This is a genomic window from Frankia sp. CgMI4 (assembly GCF_001756285.1).
GTDB classification, from domain to species: domain Bacteria; phylum Actinomycetota; class Actinomycetes; order Frankiales; family Frankiaceae; genus Frankia; species Frankia casuarinae.
Genome location: NZ_MAQZ01000047.1, coordinates 80,480 through 96,264, shown reverse-complemented (window position 1 = coordinate 96,264; position 15,785 = coordinate 80,480). Strand labels below are relative to the sequence as shown.

The 15,785-nt window shown below is 69.8% G+C and carries 11 protein-coding genes and 4 pseudogenes; 10 read left to right on the top strand and 5 right to left on the bottom strand.

Annotated features, from left to right (window positions below):
- The first annotated feature begins 175 nt into the window (after positions 1 to 175).
- Positions 176 to 1,261, top strand: a complete 1,086-nt coding sequence (locus tag Manayef4_RS05560; RefSeq protein ID WP_070130864.1) for a PLP-dependent cysteine synthase family protein — start codon at positions 176 to 178, stop codon at positions 1,259 to 1,261.
- A gap of 97 nt (positions 1,262 to 1,358) precedes the next feature.
- The gene (locus tag Manayef4_RS05555; RefSeq protein WP_011437840.1) at positions 1,359 to 1,793 is read left to right on the top strand and encodes a response regulator; all 435 of its coding nucleotides are present in this window, start codon (positions 1,359 to 1,361) and stop codon (positions 1,791 to 1,793) included.
- Positions 1,794 to 1,824: 31 nt separating this feature from the next.
- Here the strand turns inward: Manayef4_RS05555 and Manayef4_RS05550 are convergent, their stop codons facing one another.
- The 3 genes from Manayef4_RS05550 to Manayef4_RS05540 all read right to left on the bottom strand — a co-directional run bounded on the left by Manayef4_RS05550 (position 1,825) and on the right by Manayef4_RS05540 (position 4,686).
- On the bottom strand, positions 1,825 to 2,922 hold the full coding sequence (locus Manayef4_RS05550) for an amidohydrolase family protein (protein WP_011437841.1): 1,098 nt from the start codon (positions 2,920 to 2,922) through the stop codon (positions 1,825 to 1,827).
- Positions 2,923 to 3,018: 96 nt separating this feature from the next.
- Positions 3,019 to 3,390: a hypothetical protein gene (locus Manayef4_RS05545; RefSeq protein WP_070130888.1), complete on the bottom strand. Its 372-nt coding sequence runs from the start codon at positions 3,388 to 3,390 to the stop codon at positions 3,019 to 3,021.
- Between the two features lie 345 nt (positions 3,391 to 3,735).
- Positions 3,736 to 4,686, bottom strand: coding sequence for a LysR substrate-binding domain-containing protein (locus Manayef4_RS05540; RefSeq protein WP_011437843.1), 951 nt, complete (start codon positions 4,684 to 4,686; stop codon positions 3,736 to 3,738).
- A 164-nt stretch (positions 4,687 to 4,850) separates the two neighbouring features.
- On the opposite strand from Manayef4_RS05540, the gene Manayef4_RS05535 reads away from it, so the two are divergent.
- The 8 genes and pseudogenes from Manayef4_RS05535 to Manayef4_RS05505 all read left to right on the top strand — a co-directional run bounded on the left by Manayef4_RS05535 (position 4,851) and on the right by Manayef4_RS05505 (position 11,789).
- Positions 4,851 to 5,519 (top strand): succinate dehydrogenase cytochrome b subunit, encoded by a 669-nt coding sequence (locus Manayef4_RS05535; RefSeq protein WP_349257426.1) that lies wholly within the window; start codon positions 4,851 to 4,853, stop codon positions 5,517 to 5,519.
- 122 nt (positions 5,520 to 5,641) lie between these two features.
- Positions 5,642 to 7,579 (top strand): fumarate reductase/succinate dehydrogenase flavoprotein subunit, encoded by a 1,938-nt coding sequence (locus Manayef4_RS05530; RefSeq protein ID WP_070130862.1) that lies wholly within the window; start codon positions 5,642 to 5,644, stop codon positions 7,577 to 7,579.
- Positions 7,580 to 7,622: 43 nt separating this feature from the next.
- Complete coding sequence (locus tag Manayef4_RS05525) at positions 7,623 to 8,369, top strand: succinate dehydrogenase/fumarate reductase iron-sulfur subunit (RefSeq protein ID WP_070130861.1); 747 nt, start codon at positions 7,623 to 7,625, stop codon at positions 8,367 to 8,369.
- A 182-nt stretch (positions 8,370 to 8,551) separates the two neighbouring features.
- Positions 8,552 to 9,273, top strand: a pseudogene (locus Manayef4_RS25710) (transposase).
- 10 nt (positions 9,274 to 9,283) lie between these two features.
- Positions 9,284 to 9,379, top strand: a pseudogene (locus tag Manayef4_RS05515) (transposase); the annotation flags it as partial.
- Positions 9,380 to 9,624: 245 nt separating this feature from the next.
- Positions 9,625 to 9,933, top strand: a pseudogene (locus Manayef4_RS26345) (isocitrate lyase/phosphoenolpyruvate mutase family protein); the annotation flags it as partial.
- A gap of 30 nt (positions 9,934 to 9,963) precedes the next feature.
- Positions 9,964 to 10,165, top strand: a pseudogene (locus Manayef4_RS22445) (transposase family protein); the annotation flags it as partial.
- A 247-nt stretch (positions 10,166 to 10,412) separates the two neighbouring features.
- Entirely contained in the window at positions 10,413 to 11,789 is a 1,377-nt protein-coding gene (locus Manayef4_RS05505; RefSeq protein WP_083282294.1) for an FAD-dependent oxidoreductase, read from the top strand.
- Between the two features lie 75 nt (positions 11,790 to 11,864).
- Here Manayef4_RS05505 and Manayef4_RS05500 read toward each other — a convergent pair whose 3' ends face one another.
- A complete protein-coding gene (locus Manayef4_RS05500; protein WP_254665476.1) occupies positions 11,865 to 13,907 on the bottom strand; it encodes a DUF4012 domain-containing protein in 2,043 nt (680 codons plus the stop codon).
- Complete coding sequence (locus Manayef4_RS05495; RefSeq protein WP_023840355.1) at positions 13,904 to 15,715, bottom strand: polysaccharide biosynthesis tyrosine autokinase; 1,812 nt, start codon at positions 15,713 to 15,715, stop codon at positions 13,904 to 13,906. The genes Manayef4_RS05500 and Manayef4_RS05495 overlap by 4 nt, the downstream gene beginning before the upstream one ends.
- Positions 15,716 to 15,785 lie beyond the last annotated feature (70 nt).

The window sequence follows — 15,785 nt, the reverse complement described above, 5'->3', positions numbered from 1 at the left end:
GGGCGACCCACGGACGGCGCATCTCGACCATCGAACCGGTAACTTGCGGATACAGAGCCCGCAACCGCATCGATAACCCATAAGAGACAAACAGCTCACAGATCAACGAATCGACGAAGGCGGGCGGAAAGAACAAAGATCTTCATCCAAGCATGATCCGGGGAACGGGAAGGGCATGAGTGATGCACCCACCAGACAGGACGTCCGATGGACTCGGGAGGCCATTCGCCGAGTCGAGGCCGACACCAACAGGTCGGCGGACACCCACCTGTTCCCCCTGCACCTGTGGCCGGCGGAACGGGGCGTGGACATCTATCTGAAGGACGAGTCGACGCATCCCACCGGCTCGTTGAAGCACCGCCTGGCCCGGTCGCTGTTCCTCTACGGACTGTGCAACGGCTGGATCCGGGAGGGGACGACGATCGTCGAGGCGTCCTCCGGGTCGACGGCGGTCTCGGAGGCCTACTTCGCCCGCATGCTCGGACTCCCCTTCATCGCCGTCATGCCCGCCTCGACCAGTACGCAGAAGATCGCCCTGATCGAACGTGAGCGGGGTCGCTGCCACCTGGTGGCGGACGCCACCACGGTGTACGCGGAGGCCAGGCGGCTGGCCGAGGCCACGAACGGTCACTACATGGACCAGTTCACCTACGCGGAACGAGCGACGGACTGGCGCGGCAACAACAACATCGCCGAATCGATCTTCAATCAGATGGCGCTGGAGCGCCATCCCATCCCMACCTGGATCGTCGTCGGTGCCGGCACCGGGGGCACCAGCGCCACGATCGGGCGTTATCTGCGGTACCGGCAGCACAACTGCGCGCTGTGCGTCGTCGATCCCGAGKGCTCGGTGTTCCACCGCGCCTGGTCCACCGGCGACCCGCACGTCACCGGCGGGCACTCCCGCATCGAGGGCATCGGCCGCCCACAGGTGGAGCCGAGTTTCCTCCCCGACATCGTCGACCGGATGATCACTGTGCCCGACGCGGCGTCCGTCGCGGCCATGTTGTTCCTGGAGACGCTGACGGGCCGCCGGACGGGTGCCTCCACCGGGACGAACCTCTGGGGCGCGGTACGGCTCGCCTGCGAGCTGGTGTCCTCCGGTCACCGCGGCAGCGTGGTCACCCTGATCTGCGACGGCGGCGAACGGTACGCCGACACGTATTACTCCGGTTCCTGGCTCGACGCGGCCGGCCTCGACCCGCGGCCGTTCACCGAGATCCTGTGCCAGGCCGTGACCTCCGCGGCCTGGCCGGGCTGAAGCGGCCTGGCCGGCGCGGTGGCGACTCACCGAAAGCGATGCTACGGTTCCTCTGGCCACTAAATGCAACCGGCAAATTACCTACTGCGGTGATTTTATGCGGAACCTGTCGCAGGATCCGGCCGGGCAACGACCGGCCGACTCCGAGCCCGCCCGGCACGGCGAGACGGTCCTGATCGCCGAGGACGATGCCGCGTTGCTCGAGGTCGCCCGGCGGATCCTGAGCCGCAACGGCTACGAGGTGCTGGCGGCTTCCACCGCCCTCGACGCGTGCTCGATCGCGATCGAGCACCGGGGCGACATCCACCTGCTGCTCACGGACGTGATCATGCCGCGCATGCAGGGCAGGGAGCTCGCGAACCGCATCCGGGCCCAGCAACCCGGCATCCGGGTGCTCTACATGTCGGGATACGCCGATCCCGTCCTCACCGCGCAGGGGAAGCTGGACCCGGGGGTATCGCTGTTGACCAAACCCTTCTCCGAACGCACCCTGCTGGACAAGGTCCGGCAGGTCCTCGATGCTCCCCGCTGACCAGCCGCATACCCGGGGGACGCGGGGACGTTCAGGCAGAGACCGGCCGTCCGCGCAGAACGATGAGGTCCGGGGCGCCGAGCACCGCGACGTCGGCCCGCGGGTCGCTCGGATACACCACCAGATCGGCCCAGGCGCCCTCGGACAGGCCCGGATAACCGAGCCAGGAGCGGGCCCCCCAGGTCGCCGCGTCGAGCGCGGCCGCCGCCGGCAGCCCGGCCAGGCGAAGCTCGGCCACCTCGGCGGCGACCAGCCCGTGCGGGAGGCTTCCCCCGGCGTCGGTACCGACGAAGATCGGGATGCCGGCGTCGTAGGCCGCCCGCACCGTGTCATGGCGCCGGGCGTACAGGGCACGCATGTGCCGGGCGTAGGCGGGGAACTTCGCCTCGGCGCCCGCGGCGATGTCCTCGAAGGTCGCGATGTTCACCAGGGTTGGCACGATGGCGACCCCCCGCTCGGCGAACAGCGGGATCGTGCGCTCGGTGAGACCGGTGGCGTGCTCGATGCAGTCGATCCCTGCCTCGACCAGATCCGCGAGGGAGTCCTCGGCGAAGCAGTGGGCGGTGACCCGGGCTCCGGCGGCGTGCGCCGCGTCGATCGCGGCCTTCGCCACGTCCGCGGGCCAGCACGGCGCCAGGTCACCCAGCCCGCGGTCGATCCAGTCGCCGACGAGCTTCACCCACCCGTCGCCCCGGCCGGCCTGCGCGAGGACCTCGGCGACGAGGTCGGCCGGCTCGACCTCCGCCGCGTAGTTGCGGAGGTATCGCCGGGGCCGGGCGATGTGCCGGCCGGCCCGCACCAGCCGGGGCAGGTCGTCACGGGCGTCGATCCACCGGGTGTCGGCCGGGGAACCGGCGTCGCGCAGCAGCAGCGCGCCCGCCGCCCGGTCGGTGATGATCTGCTGCTCGGCGGTGGGCCTGTCGACGGCGCCGTGCGCGGCGAGGCCGACATGGCAGTGAGCGTCGACGAGGCCGGGCAACACCCACCCGGAGACCGTCCGTACGTCCCGGGCCGCCGGGCCGGTGGGGGCGGAGAAGGTGATCCGGCCATCGACGACCCAGACCTCGTCACGGACCTCCGTCGGACTGACCAGCACGCCGCCACGGATCCGCAGCGCCGGCACGTTCATATTCACGTCATATCCCTATCACCGTCGTCCGGTCACCGGCGCGCCGGCACCAGGCCCGTGGCGAGGACGCGCCGCCCGATCGGGCCCCGGAAGCACTCAGACGTCGAGCTGCGACTCGAYGGCGCGCAGCCGATGACGGGCCAGCGCGAGGTTCGCGCGCGGCTTGTCGAGCACCAGATAGAGGAACAGGCCAYGGCCGGAATGGCTCTGCAACAACCGGATCAGATGGTACTGGCGACCCAGCGTAATCAGGATGTCCTCGATGGTGTCCTGAAGCCCGAGACTCTCCATCGTCCGAATCTTCGCCCGGATAACCTCGGTGTTTCCGRCCGCGGCGATCTCAAGGTCGATCACATGCGTGTTACCGGCCGTTCCGAGGGTCATTCCACTGGTGAAGTCGACGAGGGCAACCCCAAGCGCCCCGCTTATCTCGAGCGATTCCTTCAGGGCAATGTCGACGCTGTTCATATCGCCTCCCGTGTGTTCGAGGTCGACGGCAGCTCCGACGCTGCCCCCGTTGTGCACTGGCGCCAGTTCACGCGAACCGCGCGTTGACAGTCGTCCCCGCAGCCAGTCATCCCCGCAGCCAGTCCCCGTAGACCGGAAACCGCCCGATCTACGACCGCTCGCACAACTTTAAGCCCACCCGACCGGATCGCGTGCGGGTGGGCGGAAAAAATGGGCTCGGTGGACAGGCGGACCACACGCCGAACCAGAAAAAGCGATGGCGATTCACGCGAAAAGAACCTGATCGTCACGCCATGAAAAGTCTGCCTCATCGAATACGTTGCACGAGAGCCCGAAGATGACAGATCACGTGCCGGCGGAGGTCGGTCCGGCGAGGAGCCGGGTGCCGTCGGGAAGGTTGCCCGAGGCCGCGGCGTCGCGGAGGTACTCCCACAGGACCCGTTGCAGCTCGACGGCGGCACGGGTCGGCTCGACGTCGCGGCGACGCGCCAGCCCGATGGTGCGTTGCAGCCCCGGGAGCACGAACGGGGTGACCCGCATGCCGAGCCGGTGGGCRACCGTGCTCGGAATCACCGCGCTGCCCAGACCCGCCGCGACGAAACCGAGCACGGCGTCCATCTCCCCGCCCTCGATCGCGAAAATCGGCTCGAATCCGGCCTCCCGGCAGGCCGTCACGGTGGCCTCCCGCAGGTCGTAGCCGCGGCGGAACATCACCATCGGGTGGTTACGCAGATCGGCCACGGTCAGCGGGCGTCCGGCGACGATCGGTGGCTCGTCCAACGACGAGACGAGGACCAGGCTCTCGCGGATCAGCGGCGAGGTCGCCAGGGCCGGGTCGCTGCTCTGCAGCGGAAGGATGATCAACGCCAGGTCCAGGCTGCCCGCGGCCAGATCGCGGACGAGGTCGCGTGATCCCCCTTCCTCGACCAGCAGGCGGATGCCCGGGTACCGCTGGTGGAACAGTCGCAGCACGTCGGGCAGGAAGCCGGTGCACAGGCTCGGGGTGGCACCGAGGCGCACCGTGCCGTGGCGTAGGTCGAGCAGCTCGGTGACCCGCTGGCGGGCGGTCTCGGTATCGGTGAGGATGCGCCGGGCGAGCGGCAGGAGCGTCTCCCCCGCCGGGGTCAGGCTGATGTTCCCCCGCGCGCGGTTRAACAAAGGTGTGCCCAGCTCCTGTTCCAAGGCGCGGATCTGCTGGGACAGGGACGGCTGGGCGACATGCACCCGCTGGGCGGCCCGGGTGAAGTGCCGGGTCTCCGCGACGGCGACGAAATAGGCGAGCTGGTGGAGCTGCACGCCGCCAGCGTAGACGTCGATAGGACGGCACTATCGAGTCCAGGTTTATCATGTCTTGGACCACTGGAGGGAGTGCGCTCTAGGGTGCGCTCGTGGCTGTGACAACCCCGGCGCGGTCGGCGTCCCCTGCGCCCACCCCGCGGCCCCCGCGATCTTCGTCCGTCCTGCGCAACCTGTGGCGGTCAACCATCGGCAAAAAGACCGTGATGGCCGTCACCGGGCTGCTGATGCTCCTGTTCCTGATCGCTCACATGCTCGGGAACCTGAAGATTTTCTTTGGCCGCGACGACTTCGACCACTACGCCGGCTGGCTCCGGACGATCGGCGAGCCGGTCCTGCACGATACGTGGTACCTATGGATCCAACGCGTCGTGCTGGTGCTGGCCGTGGGCCTRCACACGGTGTCCGCGTACCAGCTCAGCCGGCGTGACCTGCGGGCCCGGCCGACAAAGTACGTCCACCGCCAACGAGCCCGGGCCAGTTATGCCACGCATGTGATGCGCTACGGTGGAATCACCCTCGCGTTGTTCATCGTGTACCACATCCTCGATTTCAYGACGCTGACCCTCAACCGACACGGGGTCGAAGGTGCCGCCTACGACAACGTCGTGTCGAGTTTCAGCGTGTGGTGGGTCACGCTCATCTACATCGCCGCCATGATCTCCCTCGGGCTCCACATCCAGCACGGCTTCTGGAGTGCGGCCCAGACCCTCGGTGTCAACAACCCGAAACGGGACCGAGTTTTCAAGGCCACCGCCAATGTCCTCGCGGTTCTCCTCACGGTGGGATTCGTGATCGTCCCGGTGTCGGTTCTCGCCGGCCTGGTGGATTGACGGCACGGCACTGGACCGATGGGTCACTGCACCGATGGGTCACTGCACTGGTGGATTGAACAGCCGACGGCTCCGCGGCCGACCTTGCGTGGCGCGGTGCCGGAAGCATGGGAAGGGCTGACATGTCGTTTTACAACCTCGGTGCCGACATCGCCGACACCGCGGCGCCGGACGTGCCGATCGAGCAACGCTGGGACAAGCGACGCTTCACCGCCAAGCTGGTCAACCCGGCCAACCGGCGCCGCCACACCGTGATCGTCGTCGGCACGGGGCTCGCCGGTGGCGCCGCCGGCGCCACCCTCGCCGAGCAGGGCTACCGGGTCATCCAGTTCTGCTACCAGGACTCGCCGCGCCGGGCGCACTCCATCGCCGCGCAGGGCGGCATCAACGCGGCGAAGAACTACCGCAACGACGGCGACTCGGTCCACCGGCTGTTCTACGACACGGTGAAGGGTGGCGACTTCCGCTCCCGGGAGTCCAACGTCTACCGTCTCGCGCAGACGTCCACCCAGATCATCGACCAGTGCGTGGCGCAGGGTGTGCCCTTCGCCCGGGAGTACGGCGGCCTGCTCGACACCCGCTCGTTCGGCGGCGTGCAGGTCTCGCGGACCTTCTACGCCCGGGGCCAGACGGGTCAGCAGCTGCTGATCGGCGCCTACCAGGCGCTGTCCCGGCAGATCGATGCCGGCGGCGTGGAGATACACCCGCGCACCGAGATGCTCGACCTGATCGTCATCGACGGGCACGCCCGCGGCATCGTCGCCCGCGACCTGGTCACTGGCCAGGTCTCCACCTACCTCGCCGACGCCGTCGTGCTCGCCACCGGCGGGTACGGCAACGTGTTCTACCTGTCGACGAACGCCAAGAACTCCAATGCCAGCGCGATCTGGCGGGCGCACCGGCGCGGGGCGTACTTCGCCAACCCGTGCTACACCCAGATCCACCCGACCTGCATCCCCCGCTCCGGCGACTACCAGGGCAAGCTCACGCTGATGAGCGAGTCGCTGCGCAACGACGGCCGCATCTGGGTGCCGAAGAAGGCGGGCGACACCCGCTCGCCCGACACCATCCCGGAGAACGAGCGCGACTACTACCTCGAGCGGATCTACCCGGGATTCGGCAACCTGGTCCCCCGTGACATCGCGTCGCGGGCGGCGAAGTACCAGTGCGACGCCGGTCGCGGCGTGGGTCCGGGCGGGCTCGGCGTCTACCTCGACTTCGCCGACGCCATCAAGCGGATGGGCGAGGACAAGGTCCGCGAGAAGTACGGCAACCTGTTCGAGATGTACGAGCGGATCACCGCCGAGGACCCCTACAAGGTGCCGATGCGGATCTACCCGGCCGTCCACTACACCATGGGTGGGCTGTGGGTGGGCTACGATCTACAGAGCAGTATTCCGGGGCTCTTCGTGATCGGGGAGGCGAACTTCTCCGACCACGGCGCCAACCGTCTCGGCGCGAGCGCGCTGATGCAGGGTCTCGCCGACGGCTACTTCGTGCTGCCGCCCATGCTGGGTGACTAYATCGCCTCGACGAAGCTGGGCGCGGTCGACGCGAGCCATCCCGCGGTCGCGGAGACGGCGGCCGAGGCGAYGGGCCGGCTGACCCGCCTGCTCGCCGTGAACGGTGACCGCACCGTCGACTCGTTCCACCGTGAGCTCGGCGAGATCATGTGGGACGAGTGCGGGATGGCGCGCAGCGAGGACGGCCTGCGCAAGGCGCTGGGGCGCCTTCCGGAGCTGCGCGAGGAGTTCTGGCGCCAGGTCAAGGTGCCGGGCGACGCGGGTAGTGTCAACCAKAGCCTGGAGCGGGCGAACCGGGTGTCGGACTTCCTCGAACTCGGCGAGCTGATGTGTGTCGACGCCCTGCACCGCGAGGAGTCCTGCGGAGGGCACTTCCGGGTCGAGAGCCAGACCCCGGACGGCGAGGCCCTTCGCGACGACGACCGGTTCGCCTACGTCRGAGCCTGGGAGTTCGCCGGCACGGAAACCCCGCCGGTGCTGCACCGCGAGGTTCTGGAGTTCGAGCACGTCCACCTCGCCCAGCGTAACTACGCGTGAGGCGGTACCGGTCAATGGATCACGACTGTACGAGGAGYCGACCGTGAAGCTCACCCTTCGGATCTGGCGCCAGGCCGGACCGGACGAACCGGGCCGCATGGTCACCTACGAGGTGCCCGACGCGAACCCGGACATGTCCTTCCTCGAACTGCTCGACGTGCTCAACGAGCGGCTGACCCTGCGGGGCGAGGAGCCGGTCAGCTTCGACCACGACTGCCGCGAGGGCATCTGCGGCGCCTGCGGAGTGGTCATCAACGGCCAGGCCCACGGCCCCCGGGAACGGACCACCACCTGCCAGCTGCATGTGCGGGAGTTCTCCGACGGKGACGTCATCGACGTCGAGCCGTGGCGCTCGGTCGCGTTCGGCGTCGTCCGCGACCTGATGGTGGACCGCTCCGGCCTCGACCGGATCATCCAGGCCGGCGGCTACATCAGCGCCCCGACGGGCARCGCCCCCGAGGCGCACTCCACCCCGGTGCCCAAGGCCGTCGCGGACACCGCGTTCGACAACGCCACCTGCATCGGCTGCGGCGCCTGTGTCGCGGCCTGCCCCAACGGCTCGGCCATGCTGTTCACCTCGGCGAAGGTCGTGCACCTCAACAGCCTGCCCCAGGGCGCCCCGGAGCGGGCGAGCCGCACGCTCAACCTGGTCGAGGCCATGGACGCCGAGGGCTTCGGCGGGTGCACCAACACCGGGGAGTGCACCGTCGCCTGCCCGAAGGGCATCCCACTGGACAGCATCGCCACGCTCAACCGCGAGGTCCTGCGGGCCTCGATCGGCCTCCGGTAGATCCGGTAGGCATCCCCCGACCTGAAGATCGGCGCTTTCCGTCCATAGGTGTCCACCCGACGTCCGTAGGTTTGACTGGACGAATGGCTGTACGCGCAGCACGGGTGGAAGATCACTGAAAATCTTGCGGGTCCGGGTTCTGGTGTGGTGGTCGACGCCAGTGTTGGGATCATGCAGGGTGAGTGGGTGGGCGAGCCGGTCGGGCCGGATGCGTGGGAGACCTGCCGGGAGTTGATCCCGGCAGGCAGTGTGTTCGCGTTCCTGGCGGAGCACCGGGAGGTGCTGTTCCCGGCGGGGATGTTCACCGACATGTACCCGTCGTCGAACGGGCGGCCGAGTATGCCACCGCAGGTGCTGGCGGCCACGGTGGTGCCGCGGAGCCTGCACGGGTTGTCGGAGTCGAGACGGTGCGGGCGTTGCGCTGTGATCTGCGGTGGAAGGCCGCGGGCGGGCTGGGGCTGCTCGACGCCGCCGCCACGGTCACCTGCCCGGCCGGACACACCACCCCTCTGGGGCGTCCCCAGGCCCACGGTCACCGCCAGGACCAGTTCAGGACCCTGTGCCGCACCTGCCCGCGTGACCGTTGCGCCACCTCCCAAACCGGGCGAACCCTCACCATCCACCCCAAACACGCCCTGCTGGCCGCCGCCCGCCACGAGGCCACCGACCCGGCCTGGCCGGACGAGTACCGCCGCTGGCGCCCCCGGTCGAACGCGGGATCRCCTGGCTGACAGCCCACGGCAACCGCCGGGTGCCCTACCGCGGCGTGGCCCGCAACGACAGCTGGCTCCACCACCGCGCGGCCGCTCCCAACCTCCGCCGGCTGGTCAACCTCGGGCTCACCCGCACCAGCGACAACAGCTGGATCCCGACCACAGCAGCCGCGGAACAAGATTTCCCGTGATCTTCTAGACGAAATCATGCGGGCCGTGTGCGTCGACGTCGAGACCGAACTGGTCGAGTTCAACGGCGAGCGCGACCACGTCCATCTTCTGGTCAACTTCCCGCCGAATCATTTGACAGGGCACTGACATGACACTCGACTGGTTCTCGACCGATACTCCTGTACGTCTCGGGTTGGGGGTGCATGATGGCCTGTCCGCTTGTGTGACTGACAAGCAGAACATCGACTTCGTCTGGGTGAGCAGTTTCTGTGTGTCCGCCGTGCTGGGCCTTCCCGATCTCGGACTAGTGGATTCCTCCGAGATGGCCAGTGTGGTACGGACCGTGGTGAGGGCGACGCGTTATCCGGTGGTTGTGGACATGGATTCCGGGTACGGGGGGCCCGCGCAAGGTAGACCTGGCGGCGCGGACAATCTCCCAGGCCGGCGCGAGCGCGGTGTRCATCGAGGACAACACGCTGGACAAGCGGTCGAGCCTGTACCCCGGTGAGCGGGACCTGGCCAGCGTGGAAGAACAGGAGAAACGCCTCCGCGCCACGCGCCGCGGGCTGGAGCCCAGCTGTTTCTTGATCACCCGAACCGGAGCGTTGGTGGCCGGRCACGGCGTGGCCGAGGCCTTGAACCGCGCGAACCGCTATGTGGATGCCGGCGCGGACGCGGTGTTTGTGCAAGCCACGCGACCCGACGGGGCGCCGAGGGGCGGTGTCCTGACCGGCGAGCACAAGGGGCACAACATGATTCACAATGCGCTGCGCCGTCGGTGAACGAGGGAACGGGCTGCTCAAGGRCACCTTCAGCGTCCTGCGCAACGTCACGATCGACCCCTGGAAGATTGGATCCGTCGTGAAGGCCTGCCTCGTGCTGCTCCACATGGAACACCAGCGCACCACCTAGAGATCAACCCGCTCCCATGGCATTGTCGCTACGGAACGCGACGAAAGGTTGGGTGATGTCCCCGAGCTCGGCGAGGAACACCGCGGCCTGGGTCCGGCCGATTCCGTGCCCGGTGAGCAGGGCCTGGTGGCCCCGGTCGCGGGCGAGGCTGCCGGTGAGGGGACTCGACGACGGACTATAAGTCGGAAGGCCGGTGAGGTGGTGCTGTAGACAGCGGATCCGGCGTCGCGGGAGGATAATGGCGGCGGTGGGAAATCACCCGATTGAGGCGGACGTGACGGAATCGRCGGACACGACCCGACTGGCCGGGAACGCCGCGGGGCTGAGCGCGCCGCACGGGTCACGCCCGCGGCCGGGRCACGCCGTTCCCGACCAGGTCGCGGTGATCGGCGGCGGGATGGTCGGGCTGTGCGTGGCGTGGTTCCTCCAGGACCGCGGCAGGCGGGTGACGGTCTTCGACCGCGACCACCTCACCGCCGGACCCACCTGGGCCGGGGCCGGATCCTCCTGGGGCAATGCCGGCTGGCTCACCCCGGGGCTCGCGACGCCCCTGCCGGAGCCCGCGGTCCTGCGCTACGGGCTGCGGGTGCTCCTGCGCCCGGACTCACCGGTGTACGTGCCGCCGGTCGCCGATCTGGGGCTCGCCCGTTTCATCGCCGGATTCGTCCGGCACAGCACGACCGCGCGGTGGCGAACCGCCATGCGCGCGCTGGTGCCGTTGACCCGCGCTGCTCTCGGTGCCTTTGACGAGCTCGCGGCGGGCGGCGTGACTGCGCCGACCCGCGCCGCCGCCCCGTTCCTGGCCGGCTATCGCGACCGGTCCGGCCTCGACGCCCTCCTGACGGAGCTCGCCGAGATCCGGGCGACCGGCCAGCCCGTCGATGCCGAGGTGCTGGACCCGGTGGCCGCCCGCGACCTCGAACCTCTGCTGTCCGAGCAGGTCCGGTACGTCGTATCCGTGCAGGGGCAGCGGTTCTGCGATCCCGGCCGCTTCGTCGCAGCCCTCGCCGACAGCGTCCGGGAACGCGGCGGCCTCGTGCACGAGGCGATGGCCATCGACGAGGTGCGCGAGGCAGGTGGCCGGGTGGAGTTGCTCGGACCAGGGGGGCCCGCTGGGCCTTACGACGCGGCAGTGATCGCCACCGGCGCCTGGCTTCCCCGGCTGGCCCGTCCGTTCGGGGTCCGCCTTCCCGTCCAGGCCGGTCGCGGATACAGCTTCCTGGTCGCGACCGAACAGCCGCCGAGCGGTCCGATCTACTTCCCCGCCTCCCGGGTGGCCTGCACGCCCCTGAGGGACGGCCTGCGGGTCGCCGGCATGATGGAGTTCCGCCATCCGGACGCGGCGGYCGACCCGCGGCGCATCCGGGCGGTGGTCGAGGCGACCCGCGGCCTGCTGCGCGGGGTGGACCTGGACACCCGCGCCGCCGAATGGGTGGGACCACGCCCGTGCACCCCGGACGGTCTGCCRCTGATCGGCCCGACCATCTCGCCGCGGGTCTTCATCGCCGGCGGGCACGGCATGTGGGRCATCACCCTCGGCCCGGTCACCGGCCGCCTCCTCGCCGACGCCATCGCCACCGGTGCGCCCGCGGCCGAGCTGTCCCCGTTCGATCCGCTGCGTTGAGGACGAAGCGGATCAGGCCCCGATGCGGGCGACTCGATGCGGGCGAAGGTCAAGAACTCTCTGTAGTCAGAGTAGTCAGTTCTGGGTTTGGGACGACCCTTGGGATGACCAGGGAGGGACGACCGGTAGCCCCTGCACCTCCAGGCGCTCCGCGACGGGCAACGGCTGTGGACGCACGGTGAGTGCCGGGCCGCCTACCGGCTCCCGGACCTTGATTTCCAGGGTCCGGGTCTGGCCGCGATCGACGGTGAGATAGGTGGAGAGCACGGGATGCCCGGACTCGGAACCGCCGGCGAGGCCGATGGGCACACCGTCGAGCCGGGCAGCGACGAGYCAGCTGCCTCGGCCCGTGTACACCGAGAGCCAGAGATTGTTCTGCGCCCGGAGATTCCCAGCGGCATCCTTGAGATCCTGCCGGTGGCGCACATAGGCCGGCAGCCCGCCGGGGGCGGCGTTGGTGAGCCGGATCGTGATCGTCGCCAGGCCGGCGCCGTTCGGCTGCCGCTGCATGCGGTAGGTGGTCTGCCGCCGTAGCCAGTAGTCCAGCTTGCTCGCCGTCGCGTTCTGGGTGACGACCCCGAGAAACGGCCCAGGCGCGTCCGGCAGCGCACCACCCAGCGCCGTGGACGAAAGAATCCGCTGCTCCTCGGCGTGGTTGCTGGATATTTCCAGCCGACCCTCGCGAGCGGCCCGTCCCAGCRCGGTCACCAGCTTCGTCGTGTCGCCGGCTCCCGACTCCACGGCCGCATAGACGGCCTGACCGACCTGGGCGAAGAAGCGGTCGCGGGCGGCCGCGTCCATGATCTCGCCATAGACGCGCGACTCGACGAGATCGACCAGGTGCCCCGCGGCCACCGACGTGCCGTCGGGGAGCACCGCGGGCCGGCTCGCGGCGAGAAGATACGACAACGTCGTGGGGTCGAGGCTGATCGTGCCGTCGACGTCGAGGCCCGTGCCGGCCCGGTAGAACGCGCTGTAGAGCCTGCCGGCCATCGGATAGTCGGGGGTCAGGTTGATATTCGCCCAGATACGGTCGGGCCAGAAGGCGCCGTAACGGGCCGCGAACGGGACCGGCAGCCCCGTCGCCGGTCGCTGCTGGGTGGGGCCTCCCGGCAGAGCACCGTTGCCCGAGATGCCGTCGATGGACAGCCGCCCGTGCTCCGCGGTCAGCAGGCCGAACCCACCGATGATCCCCCCGTTGGCGCGGGACTCGGCCGGGTTCTGGACGATCAGCAGGTAGCGACGGACACCGCCCCCGCCGAGCATCTCGGGACCGACCCGGGCGGCCAGAACAACGGTGTCCAGCGCACCGGCCAGGCGCCGGCTCCGATCGATCATCTCGGCGCGGGCGTCGGCGATGCCGCTGACCCGCCCGGCCCATCCGCAGTCCGGTACGTTCTCCGCCGCCGCCCGCAACGCGGAGAGGGCGTTGAAGGATCGCTCGGCCGGGCGGCGGACCGCGGCGAGCGCCCGGACATTGATCGTCATACGCTGGCGCAGCACCCGCGGATCGAGGGAGGGACCCAGGTCGGCCACGGCCGGCAGGCTGGTGCCGGCGGCCGCGTCCACCTCTCGGATCAGCGTCGCCGCCGAGCGCATCGGGCAGCCAGCGACGGGCAGCCGCCCGAACGCCGACCACACCGGATCCGAGGTCAGGGCCCGCGCAGCGGTGGCCCGCCGCCGGATCTGCTCGATCTGCGATCGCAGCTCGGCCTCGCGGGGAAAGTCTCCGCTCAGAACCTGCCGCTGCAGGACGGCGATCCGCTGCCTGGCCTCGTCGAGACGGGACTTGGCCAGCACTCCGCGCACGACCACCCAGGCGGTCATCGCCACCAGCACAACGAGGGCCGTCGCGACCCCGGCGGCCAGCCGGCGGTACCGGGCTCGGCGACCACGGTGACGCCGGCGACCACGGCCGACGCGGTGCTGCCCCGCCCTGGCCTCAGCACCTCCACCCATGTCCCGCCCACCCACGTCCCGCCCACCCACGTCCCGCCCACCCACGGGCGCCCGCGTGAGCAGGTCCGGAACCCGGTCCAGGTCCGGAACCGGATCCAGGACCACCGGATCCAGGCCCGGAGCGGACCCGGTTCTCTCCCCCGGTGGCGAATCCGTCATGGGGAGGACGGCGGCCGGGTCGCGCCGTTGTCATCCGGCGTCGTCCCGCCAGCCGGGTCCGTACCGCGCGGTGTCCTTCCACCGACGGAGATGATCTCCTCGGCCGATCCGCGTGCCGCCGGCACCCTGACGTGCGGTCCGCCGCTCGGGACAGTCGTGGCGCTCGGGACAGTCGTGGCGCTCGGGACAGTCGTGGCGCCGTCGGGCAGCGGGTCCCGCGCCGAGCTCGACTCGTCGCCACCGTCGGCTATCCCGAGACGCGCCGTGGCGGCGGGAACCGGCGTCACGGCCGAAGCCGGAGAAGCAGGAGCCGGAGAAGAAGGAGCCGGTGACGGCAGCGACGGAGGCGAGGTGACCGGCCAAGCAGGCCGGACCCCGGAATCGGGCGCCGGGATCTCCAGGGTTCGGGGCGAGGAGGTCCTGGCGTGCCGGCCGCGTGACACGTAACCGTCGCCCGGGCCGTAGTCGTAGGCGTCGGGTCCCTTGACCGGCACCATGTTCAGCACGGTGCCGATCATCCGGGCGTCGACCGCCCGCAGCGCCTCGACGGCCCGCCGGAGGTGCTCGCGGCGGGTCCGCCCGGCCCGCGTCACCAGCAGAACCCCCTCGACCCGGGTGGCGAGCACGGCCGCGTCAGTCACCGGTAGCAGGGGCGGGGCGTCGACCAGGAGGATGTCGAAGCGGGCGGACAGCAGGTTGATGAGTCCGGCCATGCCCTTGGAGCCGAGCAGCTCGCTGGGATTCGGCGGGATGGGGCCGCTGGCGAGGACCTCTACGCGCCCCTCCCCGACCCGACCCTCCCCCCAGGGCTGCAGGACGTCGTCGAGGTCCGCGGCGCCGATGAGGACCGAGGTGAGCCCGGCGGCGGACTCGACCCCGAGGTACTCGCCGAACGACGGCCGTCGCAGGTCCCCCTCGATCAGGCAGACCCGCGCACCGCCCTGCGCCAGGGTGATCGCGAGGTTGCAGGCCACGGTGGTCTTGCCCTCGCCGGGGACCGCACTGCTCACCAGGATCGATCGAGGTCCGGTGTCCACCTCGACGAACTGCAGGTTGGTCCGCAGCTGGCGGAACGCCTCCGCCCGGGCCGAGCGGGGCTTGGCGTTGATGATGAGGGGATGCCGGTCGGCGGCACCGTCGTAGCCGATGACGGCGAGGTTGGGCAGCTCGGTCGTCTCACGGGCGTCGTCCTCACTGGACACGCTCGTGTCGAGGCGGTATCGGACGATCCCGGCGGCGCTGCCGACGATCAGCCCGAGCAGCGCTCCGAGCGCGAGGTTGCGGATCGGCTGGGGCGAGACGGGCGAGACGGGCAGCTTCGCGTGTTCCCAGACAGTCACCCGCACGGAGGGTGGTTCGTCGGCCGACGGCGTCTCGATCTTCGCAATGGTGGTGGAGAACGTCTCACCGACAGCATCTGCGATGATCATGGCTCGTCTCGGGTCGGAATCGCGCACGACGGCCTGGAGCAGCACGGTGTCCGGGACGGCGTGCGCGCTGATCTGGGCCCGCAGGGCCTCCGGAGTCGCGTGCAGGTGCAGGCGTGCGATCACGGCCGTCGCCACCCGCTCGCTGGCCACCAGGTCGGCATAGGACTTGACGCGTTGCTGGGAGAGCAGGCCTCCCTGGTAGGCCGAGGCGGCTCCGGCGCCCCTGTCCGGCGAGGAGACGACCATCGTCACCGAGGCGGCGTACTCTTTCGTCGTTCGCCAGGTCGCCATGGCGGCCAGCAGCCCGCCGAGGACCACGCCGGCGATCATGATCGTCCAGCTTCGGCGCAGAACACGGACGTAGTCGCGCAGCTCCACCCGTCGACCACCCTCCCAGGACCTAGGTCCCGACCACTCACCGTCATCGAAGACCGACTCAACATACTCG

Coding starts and splice junctions, on each gene's coding strand:
- Manayef4_RS05555 (WP_011437840.1), top strand. CDS start 1,359: ATGCGGAACCTGTCGCAGGATCCGGCCGGGCAACGACCGGCCGACTCC.
- Manayef4_RS05550 (WP_011437841.1), bottom strand. CDS start 2,922: ATGAACGTGCCGGCGCTGCGGATCCGTGGCGGCGTGCTGGTCAGTCCG.